The sequence below is a fragment of the Paraburkholderia sp. RL17-337-BIB-A genome, from assembly GCF_046025895.1.
GTDB classification, from domain to species: Bacteria; Pseudomonadota; Gammaproteobacteria; order Burkholderiales; family Burkholderiaceae; genus Paraburkholderia; species Paraburkholderia fungorum_C.
The window spans coordinates 3,609,333-3,626,660 of record NZ_JARESY010000002.1 but is presented as its reverse complement, the minus strand read 5'-3'; the positions used below and the strand labels follow the sequence as shown (position 1 = coordinate 3,626,660).

Annotated in this window: 16 protein-coding genes and 1 pseudogene; 12 read left to right on the top strand and 5 right to left on the bottom strand. The window is 62.7% G+C overall.

Features of this window, described 5'->3' with window-relative positions:
- The first annotated feature begins 120 nt into the window (after positions 1-120).
- Positions 121-2,838 carry a GNAT family N-acetyltransferase gene (locus P0D84_RS36805; RefSeq protein ID WP_408345454.1) on the top strand — a complete coding sequence of 906 codons (2,718 nt, stop codon included), beginning with the start codon at positions 121-123 and terminating at the stop codon, positions 2,836-2,838.
- Positions 2,839-2,840: 2 nt separating this feature from the next.
- Here the strand turns inward: P0D84_RS36805 and P0D84_RS36800 are convergent, their stop codons facing one another.
- Together P0D84_RS36800 and P0D84_RS36795 are read right to left on the bottom strand one after the other, a co-directional pair.
- Positions 2,841-3,386 carry a hypothetical protein gene (locus P0D84_RS36800; RefSeq protein WP_408345451.1) on the bottom strand — a complete coding sequence of 182 codons (546 nt, stop codon included), beginning with the start codon at positions 3,384-3,386 and terminating at the stop codon, positions 2,841-2,843.
- A 77-nt stretch (positions 3,387-3,463) separates the two neighbouring features.
- Positions 3,464-4,252, bottom strand: a complete 789-nt coding sequence (locus tag P0D84_RS36795; RefSeq protein WP_408345448.1) for an IclR family transcriptional regulator — start codon at positions 4,250-4,252, stop codon at positions 3,464-3,466.
- Between the two features lie 402 nt (positions 4,253-4,654).
- Here P0D84_RS36795 and P0D84_RS36790 point away from each other — a divergent pair, with 402 nt between their 5' ends.
- The 9 genes from P0D84_RS36790 (at position 4,655) to P0D84_RS36750 (ending at position 14,081) form a co-directional block, all read left to right on the top strand.
- Complete coding sequence (locus P0D84_RS36790; RefSeq protein WP_408346311.1) at positions 4,655-5,668, top strand: sugar ABC transporter substrate-binding protein; 1,014 nt, start codon at positions 4,655-4,657, stop codon at positions 5,666-5,668.
- On the top strand, positions 5,665-7,263 hold the full coding sequence (locus P0D84_RS36785) for a sugar ABC transporter ATP-binding protein (protein ID WP_408345445.1): 1,599 nt from the start codon (positions 5,665-5,667) through the stop codon (positions 7,261-7,263). Before P0D84_RS36790 ends, P0D84_RS36785 begins: the two co-directional genes overlap by 4 nt.
- Positions 7,253-8,311, top strand: a complete 1,059-nt coding sequence (locus P0D84_RS36780) for an ABC transporter permease (RefSeq protein WP_408345442.1) — start codon at positions 7,253-7,255, stop codon at positions 8,309-8,311. The genes P0D84_RS36785 and P0D84_RS36780 overlap by 11 nt, the downstream gene beginning before the upstream one ends.
- A gap of 25 nt (positions 8,312-8,336) precedes the next feature.
- The gene (locus P0D84_RS36775) at positions 8,337-8,681 is read left to right on the top strand and encodes a UxaA family hydrolase (RefSeq protein WP_408345439.1); all 345 of its coding nucleotides are present in this window, start codon (positions 8,337-8,339) and stop codon (positions 8,679-8,681) included.
- A 42-nt stretch (positions 8,682-8,723) separates the two neighbouring features.
- Complete coding sequence (locus tag P0D84_RS36770) at positions 8,724-10,037, top strand: UxaA family hydrolase (protein WP_408345436.1); 1,314 nt, start codon at positions 8,724-8,726, stop codon at positions 10,035-10,037.
- A gap of 400 nt (positions 10,038-10,437) precedes the next feature.
- Positions 10,438-11,478: an aldo/keto reductase gene (locus P0D84_RS36765; protein ID WP_408345433.1), complete on the top strand. Its 1,041-nt coding sequence runs from the start codon at positions 10,438-10,440 to the stop codon at positions 11,476-11,478.
- Between the two features lie 7 nt (positions 11,479-11,485).
- The gene (locus tag P0D84_RS36760; protein WP_408345430.1) at positions 11,486-12,316 is read left to right on the top strand and encodes an amidohydrolase family protein; all 831 of its coding nucleotides are present in this window, start codon (positions 11,486-11,488) and stop codon (positions 12,314-12,316) included.
- Between the two features lie 89 nt (positions 12,317-12,405).
- On the top strand, positions 12,406-13,149 hold the full coding sequence (locus P0D84_RS36755) for an SDR family oxidoreductase (RefSeq protein ID WP_408345427.1): 744 nt from the start codon (positions 12,406-12,408) through the stop codon (positions 13,147-13,149).
- 83 nt (positions 13,150-13,232) lie between these two features.
- Complete coding sequence (locus tag P0D84_RS36750) at positions 13,233-14,081, top strand: ureidoglycolate lyase (protein ID WP_408345424.1); 849 nt, start codon at positions 13,233-13,235, stop codon at positions 14,079-14,081.
- Between the two features lie 232 nt (positions 14,082-14,313).
- Here the strand turns inward: P0D84_RS36750 and P0D84_RS36745 are convergent, their stop codons facing one another.
- Positions 14,314-14,748: a PaaI family thioesterase gene (locus P0D84_RS36745; RefSeq protein ID WP_408345421.1), complete on the bottom strand. Its 435-nt coding sequence runs from the start codon at positions 14,746-14,748 to the stop codon at positions 14,314-14,316.
- Between the two features lie 236 nt (positions 14,749-14,984).
- Here P0D84_RS36745 and P0D84_RS36740 point away from each other — a divergent pair.
- A pseudogene (locus tag P0D84_RS36740) lies at positions 14,985-15,249 on the top strand (methyl-accepting chemotaxis protein); the annotation flags it as partial.
- A 112-nt stretch (positions 15,250-15,361) separates the two neighbouring features.
- Here the strand turns inward: P0D84_RS36740 and P0D84_RS36735 are convergent.
- On the bottom strand, positions 15,362-15,565 hold the full coding sequence (locus P0D84_RS36735) for a cold-shock protein (RefSeq protein ID WP_007178724.1): 204 nt from the start codon (positions 15,563-15,565) through the stop codon (positions 15,362-15,364).
- A 229-nt stretch (positions 15,566-15,794) separates the two neighbouring features.
- Between P0D84_RS36735 and P0D84_RS36730 the strand changes: the two genes are divergently transcribed.
- A complete protein-coding gene (locus tag P0D84_RS36730; protein ID WP_408345418.1) occupies positions 15,795-16,070 on the top strand; it encodes a hypothetical protein in 276 nt (91 codons plus the stop codon).
- Positions 16,071-16,123: 53 nt separating this feature from the next.
- On the opposite strand, the gene P0D84_RS36725 is transcribed toward P0D84_RS36730, so the two are convergent.
- A complete protein-coding gene (locus P0D84_RS36725; RefSeq protein ID WP_408345415.1) occupies positions 16,124-17,233 on the bottom strand; it encodes an AGE family epimerase/isomerase in 1,110 nt (369 codons plus the stop codon).
- Between the last annotated feature and the right edge of the window lie 95 nt (positions 17,234-17,328).

Genomic DNA, 17,328 nt, shown 5'->3' with positions numbered 1-17,328 from the left:
AGGTGGAATTTCGCGCAGCTTCGGGCCGCGAACTCAGAAGCGCCGCGCAAGCTCCCGACTTCGCCTATCCTGACGAACACGCGCGCTCATTGCTGGCGCGCACTTTCCGCGGAGCGCCCCGTGACCGTTCGCAATCTCGACGCCTTGTTCCGACCCAAATCCGTCGCCGTGATCGGCGCTTCCGAGCGGCCGGGCAGCACGGGAGCGATGGTGTGGGCGCGCGTGCTGGAGGGTGGTTTCGAAGGCCCTGTGTGGCCGGTCAATCCGAAATACAGCACGCTCGGCGGCCATGCAGTGATCGGCGATGCCGGTGACCTGCCGGAAGCGCCTACCGTCGCGCTGATCTGCACACCGCCCGATACCTGGCCCGGCATCATTCATAAGCTCGGCGGTAGGGGTACGCGCGCGGCGATCATCGTCGGCGAAGTGCGGTGCGATGAGGATCGCCTGGCACTGCGGCACGCGCTGTCGGCGGCACGGCCGCATCTGCTGCGCATCGTCGGGCCGGGCAGTCTCGGCGTGGTGACGCCGGCGCTGCACGCGCATTTCGGCGCGCCGTCGTGCACGGTGAAGGCGGGGGGCGTCGCGTGGGTCTCGCAGTCGAATGCGCTGACCAATGCCGTGCTCGGCTGGGCGCATGCGCGTGGGCTCGGGTTTTCGCATGCGGTGGCGCTGGGCGGCGAGGCGGATGTCGATGCCGGCGATGTACTCGACTATCTGGCGAGCGATCCCGGCACGCGCGCGATCCTGCTCGAACTGGATACGGTGCGCGCCGCGCGCAAGTTCATGTCGGCGGCGCGTGCGGCGGCGCGCAACAAGCCGGTGCTGGCGCTGCGCTCGGGCCGCGCCGATCCCGCTGATGGGCTCTATACCGCCGCGTTCCGTCGCGCGGGCATGGTGCGTGTCGATGCGCTCGACGATCTGCTCGACGAAATCGAAACGCTCGGCGTGGGCCGAGTGGCGGCGGGCGCGACGGCGACGCTGATCACCAGCGACAGCGGCCTTGCCACGCTCGCCTGCGACGCCTTCGCCGCTGCCGGCGACACGCTCGCGCCATGGCCCGCCGAGGCGGACGCGGCGCTAACCGAAGCGTTGCCGCACGCGGTGGCCGGCAACCCGCTAAGACTCGGCGACGATGCCCGTCCCGAGCATTTCGGCACGGCACTTGAGCTGCTCGCCGAGCATCGCAGCACGGGTACGGCGTTTGTGGTTCACGCGTCGACGCATGGTGCGCCGGTCGGCGAGGTCGCGCAGGCGTTGATCGCGAATCAGCGCTTCGCCTATCGCGGGCTGCTCGCGTGCTTTTTCGGCGGCGTGGATGCGGCGACGCGCGACGCACTCCATGCGCAAGGCATTCCGGTTCATCCGACGCCACAGCGGCTCGCGCGCGCCTTCGCGCGTCTGGTCGACTATCGGCTGGGGCGCGAGCTGCTGATGCAAACGCCGGAGGGCTTGCCGGCGCAGATTCCGCAAGCGATCGATGCCGCCCAGGCGCAAGCGCGTGCGGCCATTGCCGCGGGTGAGCACCAACTAACTGGCGAAGCGGCGGCACAGTTTCTAGAGCGATTTGGACTGCATGTTGAAACGCGAGGGGGCGATCGACTGAAGGGATCATCGGCCCAAGGCGTTGTGGAAGGGTCAGCGCAGGGAACGGTGGAAGGTTTAACGTCGGGGCCGACGCAAGCGGCAACGCGAGAGCCGGCACAGGCGGCAACGCGAGAGCCGACACAGGCAGCAACGCCAGAGCCGGCACAGGCAGCAACGCCGGAGCCGGCACAGGCGGCAACGCGAGAGCCGGCACAAGCAGCAACGCCAAAGCTGGCGCAAGCAGCAACGTCTGAGCCCGCACAAGCAACATCATCGGGGCCGACACAAGCTTCAACCCAACAACCCGTGCAACAAGCAGCAGCGCGCGCAGCGCCGCCGCCAGACGACTGCGCGGAACTGGCCGCCGAGCAATCCAGCAAATCCATCCTCGACATCGTCGTCGAACTCCACGACGACGACAACTTCGGCCCCGTCTTCCGCTTCACTGCGCCGTCCGTGGATGCCGTCTCCGAGCCGCTGCGCGTCTACGGCCTGCCGCCGCTCAATCCAATGCTGGCACGCGACCTCGTCATGCGTTCACGCTACGCGCGGCTGATCGAGCCGGAGCCAGCGTTGGCCGCGTTGACGGCATTGTCCCAGGCAGTTTGCGACGTCAAGGAAATCGTCGGCCTCACGCTGATGCTGCGGGTCTTCCGCGACCATGTCGTGGTGGTCGCCCCGACGCTGCACATCGCATCGACGCGCAGTCGGCTCGCGATCGTGCCCTATCCGCGTCGCTTCGAAGAGACGCTCGATTGGCAAGGGATACGCGTAACCGTGCGGCCAATCCGCCCGGAAGACGAAGCCGCGCATCACGATTTCGTCGAAGCGATGACGCCCGAAGATTTACGCCTGCGTTTTTTCGGCGCGGTCGGCAGCTTCGATCATTCGCAACTCGCGCGCATGACGCAGATCGACTACGACCGCGAAATGGCGCTGATCGCAACCGTAACGAGCGACGAAGGTTTTACGCGCACGCTCGGTGTGGTGCGCGCAGTGGCTGATCCGGATAACGAAACAGCGGAATTTGCAGTCGCGATCCGCTCGGACCAGAAAGGCCGGCATCTCGGACAATTGCTGATGGACCGGATCATCAAGTACGCGCGAGCACGCGGCATCCATTGGCTGGTCGGCGAGGCATTGCGCGAAAACGCGCCGATGATCGGGCTAGCGAAATCGTGCGGCTTCACCATCACGCGGACGGAGGATCCGGGCGTAGTCGGCTTCCGAATGGCGCTGGATGAACCGTAAGCTTAAGCCGGCAGCTTCGCCGCGGCTTCATCCACCTGCGTGCGGGTCACCGACAACTCTTCCAGCAACGCCTCAGCGTAGACAGCGCCCGTCTCCCGTTCCAGACGCGCAATAGTCGCCGCGCAACGGTTCGCATCCTTCAGCGTCGCGATGAACGACTTCACCGATTCACCCGCCTTGAAGGCGTCGAACAACGGCACGCGGATGTCGTCCGGCAGCGGGCGCGCCGTCCATTGATACGGTTTGCCGTTGAACGTGAACTGCGGCGGCAGCACGCGCTCTTTCTTCGCCGCCGGAATCAGGCCGAAGGTGCGCGCGGCGTCGCCGATCTGCTCGGCCGAAAACAGCTCGTCCGGGCTGATATCGAATTGCTGAATGAAGGTCTCGATGCTTTGCATTGCCGCCGCGCGGTCGTCGCGGCGCTTTTGCGCATGAGCGACGATGTCGCGCAGTTCGTCGGCTTCTTCAGGCGTGATCGTGAAGCTCGACTGCTTCTGCTGGAGTTCGGAAAAACGCTGGAATTCGGAATCGGTCAGAAGTTTCGCCATTGCTTGATCGTTGAGCGCGCATGAGGGGACCCATGCGGCGTGATTTTTGAGAGGGTCGCCATTCTAAACCATGTGCGCTAGGCCGCCTCTTCCCGAAACATCGACAACGCCTGCACCGTCTCGCGCAGCAGCGCAGTCGCCGCCTCCAGAGTCGGCGCGACATATTCGTCGATGCGCCGCAAGTACGGGCAGGTGAGCACCGCAATCGCCTGACCGGCCGGCCCCTGAATCGGAAACGTAACGTCGGTCACGCCGAAAGTCTGCTGACTGTCTTTTTGCGAAAAACCCGCCGCGCGAATCCGCGCGCATGCCTGTTCCAAGGCATCGCGATCGATCGTGACTTCGCCCTTCACCTTGGTGTGTTCGGCCAGCATCTGTTCGCGCTGCTCGACGCTTTGAAACGCGAGCATCACGCGCCCCGAGCCGGTATCGATCAGGCCGACCCGCGAACCGAGCCGTACCGACATCCCCCACGTGCCCGGTCCGTCCACCTGCGCGATCACCAGCAGATTGCCGCGGTCGTATACCACGAGGTGACACGATTGCTCGGCCGCATCGGCAAAGCGCTGCATCAGCGGCAGCGCTTCGGAGATCAGCCGGTTCATCGGCGGATGGCGATGCGCGAGCGCATACAGCTTCAGACTCAACGAATACCGGTCACCCGCCGCCGAGCGCACCACGTATTGTCGCGCGACCAGTCGCTCCAGCATCCGGTACATCTCGCTCGCATTGCGTCCCAGCAGCTTGGTGATTTCGGCGCGCGTCAGTCCTTCTTTCTGCTCGGCGAGCAGTTCGAGAATGTCGAGACCCTTGTCTAGCGCGGGCGCGCGGTAGCGGTCGGCGTCGTCTTTATCTTCTGCGTCCATGGCGAGCAAGGCTCCGTGTGCTTTTCTCATTATCTGGCGCGTGAGTGTAAGTGCGGGGTGATTCTCATGCGAAGTGTCGCGAGTCCAGGGGAAACACCGACGCATGGTGCAGTGCACGTTCCTTGACTTCGAAAAGTCCGTATATGAATAATACGTTCATTGGTGAATCAACGGACGCCAATACTTCATAAGAAAGCGCAGGACGAAGTGCTCGCCATCACACGGCGGGTTCACGTAGTTCCCTCGACGCACTACCGTGCATGGGTCCGGAGTAAGCGCTAAAGCGCTGACGCCGGACCGACATGCTGTGCATGGGGCTGGAGTAAGCGCTAAAGCGCTAACTCCAGCCGACACAGGAGACAAACCATGTCGTTCGCGAAAGGGCCGCACGCGGCTCGCCGTATGTTCCGCAGTTCTCTGTTTGCCGTCGCGGCGGCAGCTTGCGTCTCCGGCCTCGCCGCTAGTGGCGCGGCACGAGCCGCCGACGCCGGCAAGATCGGTCTCGATCTGCCGTTGCTCACGTCGCCGTTCTGGCAGTCGTACAACAACTATCTGCCCAAGTACGCGAAGGACATGGGCATGGATATCCTCGCACCGGTCAATTCGAACGGCGATCCCGTCCAGCAGATTACCGACATGAACAACCTGCTGAATCTCGGCTCGAAGGGCATCGTGGTCGGGCCGTTGGATTCAGCGGCGATCAGCCGCGCGCTCGACGCCGCAGCGGCGAAGAACGTGCCGGTGGTCGCGGTCGACGTCGCGCCGACGCAAGGCAAGGTGGCGATGGTGGTACGCGCCGACAATCGCGCCTACGGCGAGAAAGCGTGCAAGTACATTGGCGAGCATGTGAAGTCGGGCAAGGTTGTGCAGATCATGGGGGATCTGGCGTCGGTGAATGGGCGCGACCGGTCCGAAGCGTTCCGCTCGTGTTTGAAGGGCTATCCGGGTTTGTCGCTGCTGGAGATTCCGGCAAGCTGGAAAGGCGATGTTGCCGCCACCGCGCTCGACAGTCTGCTCACCGCGAATCCTGACGTGAAGGCGATCTACATGCAGGCGGGCGGCGTCTATCTGTCGCCGACGCTGCAAACCCTGCGCCGCAAGCAGATGCTGTTTCCCGCCGGCGATGCGAAGCATGTCGTGATCGTCAGTAACGACGGCATTCCTCAGGAGTTCGAGGCAATCCGTCGCGGTGACATCGACGCCACCGTGTCGCAGCCCGCCGATTCGTATGCGAAATACGGCCTCTTCTACATCAAGGCCGCGTTGGCCGGGCAAACCTTCAAGCCGGGCCCGACCGATCACGGCAGCAACATCGTCCAGTTGTCGCCGGGCGTACTCGAAGATCAATTGCCCGCACCGCTCGTGACGAAGTCGAATGTCGACGACAAATCGTTGTGGGGCAATACCGTTAAATGAGCGAGCCGACGCCCTCCGTTCCGGTGGTCCCATCCCCCGAGGGAGTTTCCTTCGGGGCGTCCCCCACGGGGGCTGCCTTCGGTGCGCAGGGACTTCCCGCGGTGGTCGAAGCGTTTGAAGTCACCAAACGCTTCGGCTCCACGCCTGCGCTGAAAGACGTGAGCATCCGCGTGATGCCTGGCGAGTCGCATGCGCTCGTCGGGCGCAACGGTGCGGGCAAATCGACGCTGGTGTCGATCCTGACCGGCCTGCGCAAGCCCGATACCGGTGAAGTGCGTTTCGGCGGCGTGGCTGCACCCTCGATCGCGGACCGCGACGCATGGCGTGAACGCGTTGCCTGCGTTTATCAGCATTCGACGATCATCCGCGATCTCTCAGTTGCAGAGAATCTGTTCATCAACCGCCAGCCGTCGCGCGGCGGTGTGATCGATTGGCGCGCGATGCGCCGCGACGCGCGTAAGTTGCTCGACCACTGGAAGATCGACGTACGTGAAGACGCACGCGCCGGCGATCTGAGCGTGGAAGCGCGCCAACTGGTGGAGATTGCGCGGGCGTTGTCGTATGGCGCGCGCTTCATCATTCTCGACGAACCCACCGCGCAGCTCGACGGCGACGAGATCAAGCGCCTGTTCCGCCGCATCAGCGAGTTGCAGCGCGAAGGCGTGACGTTCCTGTTTATCTCGCATCATCTGCAAGAGGTCTATGAAATCTGCCAGGCCGTGACGGTGCTGCGCGACGCGCGGCATATCGTCAGCGCGCCGGTTTGCGCGTTGCCGCGTGAGCAGTTGATCGAAGCGATGACCGGCGAACGTGGCGGCCTCGCCGTCGCCGATGCGGCGGCGCGCGACGCGTTGCCTGAGGACACAGCCATCGCGCTGGATGTCAAAGACCTGGCCGGTCCCGATTACGAAGGCGTGTCGTTCACGGTGAAGCGTGGCGAAGTGGTCGGTCTGACCGGCGCAACGAGCAGCGGGCGCACGAGCGTGGCCGAAGCGATTGCCGGTTTGCGCGCGCCGAAGAGCGGCGCGATCAGCGTGGATGGCATGAGGCTGCCGCCCGGTGACGTCCCCGCAGCATTGGCGCACGGCATCGGCTGCGTGCCGAAGGATCGTCATCATGAAGGCCTGGTGCTGACGCAATCGGTTGCCGAAAATGCCTCGATGACGATCGCGCGTTTGCTCGGCAAATTCGGCATCGCGCCACCGGCGAAGAAGAATGCCTTCGGTCAGAAGATGATCGACGCGCTCGGCATCGTTGCGCAAGGCCCAGAACATATCGTGTCGGGCCTATCGGGCGGCAATCAGCAGAAGGTCGTGATGGCGCGCGCGCTCGCCACCGATCCCAACGTACTCGTGCTGATCGACCCGACAGCAGGCGTCGACGTGAAATCCAAAGAAGCGTTGCTGTCAGTCGTGGATCGCGTGCGCGAAGACGGTAAAGCCGTGCTGGTCGTGTCAGGCGAACTCGACGATCTGCGCACCTGTGACCGCGTGCTGGTCATGTTCCGTGGCCGTGTCGCGGCCGAATTTCCCGCGGGTTGGCAGGACCACGACCTGATCGCATCCGTTGAAGGAGTCAGTCTTCATGAAGAATAGCGTGCCCAGCCCTGCATTCGGCACGGCGCAAGGTCAGCCTGCCCAGCCGCAGACCGCTGCACAGACGACGCGCGGCAAACGTGCTCGCAATGAGTTCGCGCGGCTGCGTGAACTGGCTCTGCTGCCCGCGCTCGCGTTGCTGATCGTGATCGGCGCGTTTGTCAGCCCAAGCTTTCTGACGAAGGCGAATCTGATCAGCGTGCTGGGTGCGTCCGCGGCCCTGGCGTTGGTCGTGCTCGCCGAATCGCTGATCGTGTTGACCGGCAAGTTCGATTTGTCGCTCGAATCGACGGTGGGCATTGCGCCCGCCGTCGGCGCGATGCTGGTGATGCCGGCGGCGTCCGCGGGCTTCGGGATGCAATGGCCGGCGGCGGCAGGTTTGCTGGCGATCATTGTGGTTGGCGCGGTGATCGGCTTCGTCAACGGTTTCCTGGTGGTGCGTTTGCGACTGAACGCGTTCATCGTCACGCTGGCCATGCTGATCGTGTTGCGCGGCATGCTGGTCGGCGCGACCAAAGGCGGCACGCTGTTCGATATGCCGCCGTCGTTCTTCGCGCTCGCGACCACCATCGTGCTCGGCTTGCCGTTGTCCGTGTGGCTCGCAGCGGCCGCGTTCGCGATCGCTGCATTCGTGCTGCGCTATCACCGCCTGGGCCGTGCGTTATATGCGATCGGCGGCAATCCGGAAGCGGCGCGCGCGGCGGGGATTCGCGTTGAGCGCATCACGTGGGGTGTGTTCGTGCTCGGCAGCATCCTGGCCTCGGTGGGCGGTCTGATCGTGACCGGCTATGTCGGCGCGATCAACGCGAACCAGGGCAACGGCATGATTTTCACGGTGTTCGCGGCGGCGGTGATCGGCGGCATTTCACTCGATGGCGGCAAGGGCACGATGCTCGGCGCGCTCTCCGGCGTGCTGTTGCTCGGCGTCGTGCAGAACCTGCTGACGCTTGCCCAGGTGCCGTCGTTCTGGATTCAGGCGATCTATGGCGCGATCATCCTCGGCTCGCTGATGGTGGCGCGGCTCGCCAGTGGCGAAGGTCAAAACTAATGCGCACGCATCACGGAGAACTCACTTGACCAGCCGTCCATTGCAAACGCCCCAAACATCGCCAACCGACTCACGCCTGATTTTGCTCAGTCCCACGGATAACTGTCTGATCGCGGCGGCGCGTCTCGATGCGGGCACGCAAGTCGAGATCGAAGGCGAACGCGTGACGCTTACCAGAACCATCGATCTCGGCCACAAGGTGGCGCGCCATGAGCTCGCGAGAGACGACAAGGTGCTGCGCTACGGCGCGGTGATCGGTCACGTGACCGAGGCGGTGGCGCGCGGGGCGCATCTGCATACGCACAACCTCGAAAGCGATTACCTGCCCACCTATACGCACGACGCGGGCCACGAGTTCGTCCATCACTGATGTGAGCACAATGACGTGGCCTCGCGCCGCGCTGGAATGACCATGACTGACACTTACATAGCATCCGCCGACGCGCGGCCGCCCATGCTGCAAGGCTATCTGCGCAGCGATGGCCGCAAAGGCATCCGCAACGTGGTTGCGGTGGCGTATCTGGTCGAGTGCGCGCATCACGTCGCACGCGAGATCGTCACGCAGTTTCGCGAACCGCTCGATGCGTTCGACGATCCTTCAGCCGAGCGCGAGCCGCCGGTGCATCTGATCGGCTTTCCCGGTTGCTATCCGAATGGGTACGCCGAGAAGATGCTCGAGCGCCTTACGACACATCCAAACGTGGGCGCGGTGCTGTTCGTGTCGCTCGGTTGCGAGAGCATGAACAAGCACTACCTCGTGGACGTCGTACGCGCGAGTGGCCGTCCCGTTGAAGTCCTGACGATTCAGGAAAAAGGCGGCACACGCAGCACGATTCAATACGGCGTCGACTGGGTTCGTGATGCACGCAGGCAACTCGCCGGGCAACAAAAGGTGCCGATGGCGCTAAGCGAACTGGTGATCGGCACGATTTGCGGCGGCTCGGACGGCACCAGCGGCATTACCGCGAACCCGGCCGTGGGCCGCGCGTTCGATCATCTGATCGACGCAGGCGCGACCTGCATCTTCGAAGAAACCGGCGAGCTGGTGGGCTGCGAGTTCCATATGAAAACGCGCGCCGCGAGGCCGGAACTCGGCGATGAAATCATTGCGTGTGTAGCGAAGGCGGCGCGCTACTACTCGATCCTTGGGCATGGCAGTTTTGCCGTCGGCAATGCGGACGGCGGCCTGACCACGCAGGAAGAGAAATCGTTAGGTGCGTATGCGAAAAGCGGTGCGTCGCCGATTGTCGGCATCATCAAACCCGGTGATGTTCCACCGACCGGCGGCCTCTATCTTCTCGACGTCGTGCCGGACGGCGAGCCGCGCTTCGGCTTTCCGAACATCAGCGACAACGCGGAAATCGGCGAACTGATCGCCTGTGGCGCGCATGTGATTCTGTTCACGACCGGACGCGGGTCGGTGGTGGGCTCGGCGATTTCGCCGGTCATCAAGGTGTGCGCGAATCCCGCGACGTACCGCAATCTCGTCGGCGATATGGACGTCGACGCAGGCCGTATTCTCGAAGGCCGCGGCACGCTCGACGAAGTCGGCCACGAAGTATTCGAGCAAACGGTGGCGGTGTCGCGAGGCGCGGCGTCGAAGTCGGAAACGCTCGGACATCAAGAATTTATTCTGACGTACAAGAGTTTTGAACCGGTCGGCCCCGCATGTTTGCCGTCGAACGCTGCGCCGCTGCATCGGGTTGTGGCGATCGAGCCGCATTGAGCGTTTCATGCGCGATCCTGTTGGCGGACAAACCGTTAGCGCGGCGGGCAAATCTGGGCGCTGCGTGGTAAAAACGCGAATGGGATTGGAGTAAGTGCTGGGGGTTTGAGTAGGCGCTGAAGCGCTAACTCTGGTCGACCGCTTTGCATGGGATCGGATTAAGCGCTGAAGCGCCAACTCCGATCGACCGCTTTGCATGGGACCAGAGTAAGCGCTGAAGCGCCAACTCCGATCGACCGCTTTGCATGGGATCGGATTAAGCGCTAAAGCGCCAACTCCGATCGACCGCTTTGCATGGGACCAGAGTAAGCGCTAAAGCGCTAACTCTGGTCGACCGCTTTGCATGGGACCAGAGTAAGCGCTAAAGCGCTAACTCTGGTCGACACAGGAGACGTGGTCAATGACGACAACAGGCGGTTCGAAAATCGAACAGCGGCGCGGCATCGGCCGCCGTACATTACAAGTCACCGGATTGGGCCTCGGTACGGCGCCCTTGGGCGGCCTCTACCGCGATCTGTCCGATGAAGAAGCTCACGCGACCATTGCCGCCGCGTGGGACACAGGCGTGCGCTACTTCGATACCGCGCCGCATTACGGTCACACGAAAGCCGAGCATCGTCTGGGCGATGCGTTGCGCGGCTATCCGCGCAGTGAATACGTGCTGTCCACCAAAGTCGGGCGCCGTTTCGTACCGCGCACCACGCCCTACGATGGCAGCGAAGGCTGGCAAGACCCGTTGCCGTTCCAGGCGATCTACGACTACACACACGACGGTATTCTGCGTTCGTTCGAAGACAGCCAGCAGCGCCTCGGCATCGTCGATATCGACATTCTGCTGGTGCACGATATTGGCGTTGTCACGCATGGCGACAAGAACCCCTACTACTGGAAACAACTCACCGAAGGCGGCGGCTTTCGTGCGCTCGATGATCTGCGGTCCTCGGGCGCGATCAAAGCAGTCGGGCTCGGCGTCAATGAAGGCGCGGTCATACTCGAAGCGATGGCTGAATACGATATCGATTGCGCGTTGCTCGCGGGCCGTTATACGCTCCTCGAACAGACCACACTCGACGATCTGCTCCCAGCATGTGAAGAACGTGGCGTCAGCATCCTGTTAGGTGGCGCGTTCAATTCAGGCATTCTGGCGCGCGGCGTCGAAGGCGATCTGAAGTTCAACTACGGCGACGCGCCGCAAGAAGTGATCGAGCGCGTCGCGCGGCTGGAAGCGGTGTGCCGTGTGCATGGCGTACCGCTTCCAGCCGCGGCCTTGCAGTTTCCGTATGCGCATCCGGCGGTTGCCACCGTGTTGACCGGCGCGCGCAGCGCCGACGAATTGCGCGAGAACGCCGCGTCGTTCGAGCAGCCGATCCCCGCGGACCTGTGGTCCGCGTTGCGCGACAAAGGCTTGCTCGACAGCCGCGCGCCCGCACCAGAGGATTGATTTGACGATGCATATCGACGCCCACCAGCACTATTGGGACCCCGCTCGCGGCGACTACGAGTGGCTCACGCCGGAACTGAAAATCCTCTATCGGCCGTTCGGTCCCGCCGATCTGAAGCCGTTGCGCGAAAAAGCGGGCATCGAGCGGACGGTGGTGGTACAGGCGGCGCCGACGATCGACGAAACGCGTTACTTGCTGGACATCGCGCGCAACGAACTCTCGATTGCGGGCGTGGTGGGCTGGGTGCCGTTGCTGTTGCCGAACGCGCCGGCTGTGATCGAAGCGCTGGCGCATGAGCCGAAGTTCAAAGGCGTGCGGCCGATGCTGCAGGATTTGCCCGACGATACATGGATTGCGAACCCCGATCTCGCGCCCGCGATCGAAGCGCTGATCGCGCACGACCTGGCGTTCGACGCATTGATTTATGCACGGCACGTCGAGCCTTTCGAAACGTTCGCGGCGCGTTTTCCCACGCTGCGCGTGGTTGTCGATCACGGCGCGAAGCCGCCGATTCGCTACGGTCGCGCGGGTTGGCAAACGTGGGCCGATGCGATCACGCGGCTCGCCCGGCTGCCGCAAGTGCACTGCAAGCTGTCGGGACTCGTCACGGAAGCCTCGCCTGGCTGGACCGAGGAAACGCTGCAACCGTATGTCGACCATCTGCTGGCGTCATTCGGTCCTGCGCGTTTGATGTGGGGCAGCGACTGGCCGGTACTCGATCTGAACGGCGACTATCTGCTGTGGCATTCGGTGGCGAACAGCTTGCTCGCGTCGTTGAGAGACGACGAGCGCGAAGCGGTTTTTGGCGGCAACGCCGCCGCGTTTTATCGGCTTTGATGTGACGAAGACGCGTTACGAAGACGCGTTACAAAGACAAGTTACGAAGACGAGAGAAACAAAAGAAGCCCATCCAACTGGAGTCGTAAATGACACAAAGACTGGCCGGCAAGACGGCCCTGATCACCGCGGCAGGACAAGGCATTGGTCTCGCCACCGCGGAACTGTTCGCGCGGGAAGGCGCGCGCGTGATCGCCACCGATATCCGCATCGACGGACTGGCCGGCAAGCCGGTCGAGGCGCGCAAGCTCGACGTGCGCGACGACGCGGCGATCAAGGTACTGGCGGCCGAACTCGGCGCGGTCGACGTGCTGTTCAACTGCGCGGGCTTCGTGCACGCCGGTTCGATTCTCGAATGCACCGACGAGGATTGGGACTTCGCCTTCGATTTGAACGCGAAAGCGATGTATCGTATGATCCGCGCGTTTTTGCCGGCCATGCTGGAGAACGGCGGCGGGTCGATCATCAATATGTCGTCGGCGGCCTCGAGCGTGAAGGGCGTGCTGAACCGCTTTGCGTACAGCGCGTCGAAAGCCGCGGTGATCGGGTTGACCAAGTCCGTTGCTGCGGACTTCATCACGCGTGGTGTACGCTGTAACGCGATCTGCCCCGGCACGGTGGCTTCGCCGTCGCTCGAACAGCGGATCGTCGAGCAGGCCAAGGCGCAGGGCGCGACGCTGGAAGCCGTGCAGGCGGCCTTTGTCGCGCGTCAGCCAATGGGCCGCATCGGCAAGCCGGAAGAGATCGCCGCGCTGGCACTGTATCTCGCGTCCGACGAATCGTCGTTTACCACGGGGCATGCTCATGTGATCGACGGCGGCTGGTCGAACTGAGTTGGGCCGCAAGACAGCGCAAGACATTGCCAAACACTGACACACGAACTGAATATCACTGAACGCAAAAGGGAAGTGCAACGATGAAACTGCTTCGTTATGGGCCGAAGGGCCAGGAAAAGCCGGGCCTGCTTGATGCGCAGGGCAAGATCCGCGATCTGTCGAAAGTGGTGCCCGATATCGACGGCGCCGCGCTGAGCGACGAAAGCCTCGCCAAGCTGCGCGCGCTCGATCCGGCCTCGCTGCCGGTCGTGGAAGGCAACCCGCGTATCGGACCGTGCGTCGGCAAGATCGGCAAGTTCATCTGTATCGGGCTGAACTACGCGGACCACGCGGCCGAATCGAATCTGCCGGTGCCCACGGAGCCGGTCATTTTCAACAAGTGGACGAGCGCGATCAACGGCCCGAACGACGACGTCGAAATCCCGCGCGGCTCGAAGAAGACCGATTGGGAAGTCGAACTCGGCGTGGTGATCGGCAAGCCCGCGAAATATATCGACGAAGCCAACGCACTCGATTACGTCGCCGGCTACTGCGTGATCAACGACGTGTCGGAACGCGAATGGCAGGCCGAACGCGGCGGCACGTGGGACAAGGGCAAGGGTTTCGATACGTTTGGCCCGATCGGCCCGTGGGTCGTGACGCGCGACGAAGTCGCCGATCCGCAGAATCTGAGCCTGTGGCTCGAAGTGGACGGCCACCGCTATCAGAACGGCAGCACGAAGACGATGGTGTTCGGCGTCGCCAAGCTGGTGTCGTATGTGTCGCAGTGCATGAGCTTGCAACCGGGCGACGTGATTTCGACCGGCACGCCGCCGGGCGTCGGTATGGGTGTGAAACCGAATCCGGTGTATCTGAAGCCGGGCCAGACGATCCGTCTGGGTGTCGAAGGTCTCGGCGAGCAGACGCAGAAGACTTACGCGGCGGAGTGAGTTGATCGTTTAGGCGATATGTAGTGTTGATGTGAGCCGTTAGACGTGAAGAGGCCGTTCCCGCGCAATGCAGGAACGGCCTTTTTTTATCGGACCCTCAGTCGGCGCCCGGATGCCTCAATTCGCGACCGTTTGCCTGAAGACCGACCGCATGATCAGCGCGCGACCTTGGGAGACGTGCCTGGCTTCCGTACACCATGACCATGCGCTGACACGAAACGCTTTCACCCGTTCAACCCGCCGGTTCGTGCTCGCCCATATCGCCGATCCGATTGATCGTGCCTTGGGCAACTGCGACGAGCTTCTCACGACCGTCGTCCATCACAAACACGTTGCACTGGCAGGTTGCCTGGGACCGGCCCGCGTAGACGACCCTCGCACGCGCGATCAGCGTGCCGTTCACCACCGGCCGCAGATAGTTGATCTTGTACTCGCTGGTGACGACTTTCGGACCCAGCGACAGCGCGCCGGCGAAAGTCAGCGCATTGTCGGCGAGATAACTGATGACGCCGCCATGCACGAAGCCATGCTGTTGCCGCAGTTCGTCGCGGATCGGCAGACAGAGCGTCAATTCGTCGGTGCCCGTGTGCATCAGCTCGGCGCCTAACAGCATGCTGAACGGCTGGGCATGCAGTGCGCCGCGCGCCCGGTCGAGGAGGTCGGTCATTGTGGTTCCTTCGGGCGGTGGCCCGTGGCGATATCTGCACTGGCGTGCGTTGTGCAGTCCCTACCCACTCTAGGAAGCGCTGGCGCACCGCGTCAAGGTCAATCGGAAATATGCTGGGGGCATTGTTGCGCCAAATGATTGGAATTGTGGAGTTGGCCAATGAAACAGGGTGGTAAGGCGATCTTTAGCGAAATTAGCCCTCAAGGAGCGGGCGTCGATGCCGTTAACCCTGACATGGCTCCCGTCATTCTTTGCAGCCTAGCAGCGCGCAGTCGGCGAAGGAGATCAAGACGCTGATCAGCGAATCGGTGGCCGAGATTCAAGGCGGTTCGGTGCTGGTCGAGCATGCAGCGGCATGCCTCACGGCATCAACAGACGCAGCAACTGAAAGAGGCCGTTTCCGTGATCGAAATTTCGGAAACTGTGTTGCGAACGCAACAAATGGACGACACGCGAGGGCAAGCGGCGGCGTTCGCGCTGTCGGGGATGCGGGCAATCTGAACCGCACAGGCGCCTGGAAAAAGGGCATCTGCCAAAGAAAATGGCCCGCGAAAGCGGGCCATTTTGCATTAGACGCAAGCGCCTAAGGGTGCCTCAAAGTACCTGAAGGTACTTAGGCCGGCTGGATGTTTGCAGCCTGCTTGCCCTTCGGGCCTTGCTTGACTTCGAACGTCACTTTCTGGTTTTCCTGCAGGGACTTGAAGCCGCTGCCTTGAACTTCCGAAAAGTGAGCAAACAGGTCTTCGCCGCCGTCGTCCGGGGTGATGAAGCCAAAGCCCTTTGCATCGTTAAACCACTTCACAGTACCTGTTGCCATTTTTAATCCAGTAAATGTTGTGTGTTGCATTCGCGACCGCTATTTCTCAACACGAGATCGAGCGCGAAGTACGAGTTGTATCACGTCTTTATGATGGACGCCAATCAACAAGTATTCGGGTATTCCCCTGATTGGGCCGTTTTGGGACCCTTTTCGGACCCAGAAAGCATTTTGCGGGGTGTTCCAGCCGGTAGGGTAAACTGCTTGTATTACTCTTCCAGGAAAAACATTGACACATTATTTGCAAGAAGAACTCACCTCGTTCTGGAGTCGTTTGACCCCCTATCTCGCGATATTGGAGTCGAAATCACCTCAAGAAGGCGCCCCGGACCCGGTCGGCCGTATCACGGTCGATAGCGACGATCACCAGGCCTTCGCCCTCCACACTACCGATAAAAAGCCGCACGGCGACACATCGGAAACCCCTACCGGACAAAGCGCGACCTACACGCGATTTAAAACTGCCGACGCCGACTGGGGACCTTGGCAACGCGAAGAATATTGATTGACCGGCCAGTCGGCTTTTAACGCCGATGTCCGCGAGATGGCTGCCGGTGCTTAGCCGGGCAACGCCTCGTAGGCGGTGGCGAGGTGATAGGGCGTGGTCGACGGCATGTCGGCACGCGCCACGTCACCAGCCGCCGTTTTGCATTCGAACCAGCCTTGCGGACGCAGAAAGCGTTGCCGGAAAAGCTCGATTTGCCGCGGCAGCGCGGCGAGCTCAGCAGGGTCGTGGTGGCTTGCCAATGCGCGCAGATATTCTGTCTGAGCCCAGATCCGCTGGGTGGCGTCCTTGATCCGTCCCGTTTCGTCGAGCGAGGCACATACCCCGCCTGTTTGCGGGTCCACGCCATATTGCTGCGCGAAGCTGAACGCGCGCGTCAACGACTCGTCGAGACCCGAGGCCTCGAACAAGGTGCCCGCCTGCTTGACCAGCCAGAACCATTCGAACTGGTGACCGGGTTCCAGACGGTTGTCGTCCGCGCCAATCGGCAATTCGGCGATGCAACCGCTCGGCGCATGCACAAAGTGACGCGCGACGGCGCCGGCGAGGCGGCGCAACGCCGTGTCGAAGGCGTTGTCTTGCATGGCGTCGCGGGCGGCCAGCCAGGCTTCGGTGAGGTGCATCAGGGGATTCTGGATCGGCGTGCCGGTCACGCTGGCAAAGTCGGCGGTGAGCGCGGCGTTGAACAGGTCACCTTCGGCCGCGAACTGCGACTGAATCAATGCCGACGTGCGATGCACGACTTCCAGCGCGTCGCGGTTGCCGGAACGGCCGCCGTATTCCGCACACGCGAACACCACGAATGCATGCGTGTACAGGTCTTTGGTAGTGTCGAGCGGGGCGCCCTGTGCATCCACGCTATAGAACCATCCGCCGTGGCGCGTGTCCTGAAAGGTGTGCATCAATGAATCGAACAGCACCTGGGCGTGGGCCGCATCGCCTGCTTGCGAGAACACGAACAATTGTCGCGCGCACGCCATCGCCCGGTAGCGTTGTGCGGGCAACGGCTCCGAACCCTCGGCGCTGACCGCTTCGTAGGGTAGTTTCAGCGCGGGGTTAAAACCGGGCCCGCGCCACAGCGGCAGCACCACACGAGTGAAGTGATCACGCAATGCGGTGGCGAGTGTGCTCGTCGAAGCGGTGGAAGGGGTCATGCTCTGCATTAGTTCGGTTGGTCAAACGCGTCATTCGAAACGCCTGCGGACTTTGGCTCGCGCCGTGGCGCAGCCGCCGGCGATCGTGCTGAGTCGGCGATGAT

Excerpts from the sequence above, each read along its gene's own strand:
- P0D84_RS36795 (WP_408345448.1), bottom strand. The coding sequence starts at position 4,252 with ATGGACGCAGAAGATAAAGACGACGCCGACCGCTACCGCGCGCCCGCG.
- P0D84_RS36735 (WP_007178724.1), bottom strand. The coding sequence starts at position 15,565 with ATGGCAACAGGTACTGTGAAGTGGTTTAACGATGCAAAGGGCTTTGGC.
- P0D84_RS36750 (WP_408345424.1), top strand. The coding sequence starts at position 13,233 with ATGAAACTGCTTCGTTATGGGCCGAAGGGCCAGGAAAAGCCGGGCCTG.
- P0D84_RS36755 (WP_408345427.1), top strand. The coding sequence starts at position 12,406 with ATGACACAAAGACTGGCCGGCAAGACGGCCCTGATCACCGCGGCAGGA.
- P0D84_RS36780 (WP_408345442.1), top strand. The coding sequence starts at position 7,253 with ATGAAGAATAGCGTGCCCAGCCCTGCATTCGGCACGGCGCAAGGTCAG.
- P0D84_RS36760 (WP_408345430.1), top strand. The coding sequence starts at position 11,486 with ATGCATATCGACGCCCACCAGCACTATTGGGACCCCGCTCGCGGCGAC.
- P0D84_RS36745 (WP_408345421.1), bottom strand. The coding sequence starts at position 14,748 with ATGACCGACCTCCTCGACCGGGCGCGCGGCGCACTGCATGCCCAGCCG.
- P0D84_RS36785 (WP_408345445.1), top strand. The coding sequence starts at position 5,665 with ATGAGCGAGCCGACGCCCTCCGTTCCGGTGGTCCCATCCCCCGAGGGA.
- P0D84_RS36725 (WP_408345415.1), bottom strand. The coding sequence starts at position 17,233 with ATGCAGAGCATGACCCCTTCCACCGCTTCGACGAGCACACTCGCCACC.
- P0D84_RS36790 (WP_408346311.1), top strand. The coding sequence starts at position 4,655 with ATGTTCCGCAGTTCTCTGTTTGCCGTCGCGGCGGCAGCTTGCGTCTCC.
- P0D84_RS36765 (WP_408345433.1), top strand. The coding sequence starts at position 10,438 with ATGACGACAACAGGCGGTTCGAAAATCGAACAGCGGCGCGGCATCGGC.
- P0D84_RS36770 (WP_408345436.1), top strand. The coding sequence starts at position 8,724 with ATGACTGACACTTACATAGCATCCGCCGACGCGCGGCCGCCCATGCTG.
- P0D84_RS36800 (WP_408345451.1), bottom strand. The coding sequence starts at position 3,386 with ATGGCGAAACTTCTGACCGATTCCGAATTCCAGCGTTTTTCCGAACTC.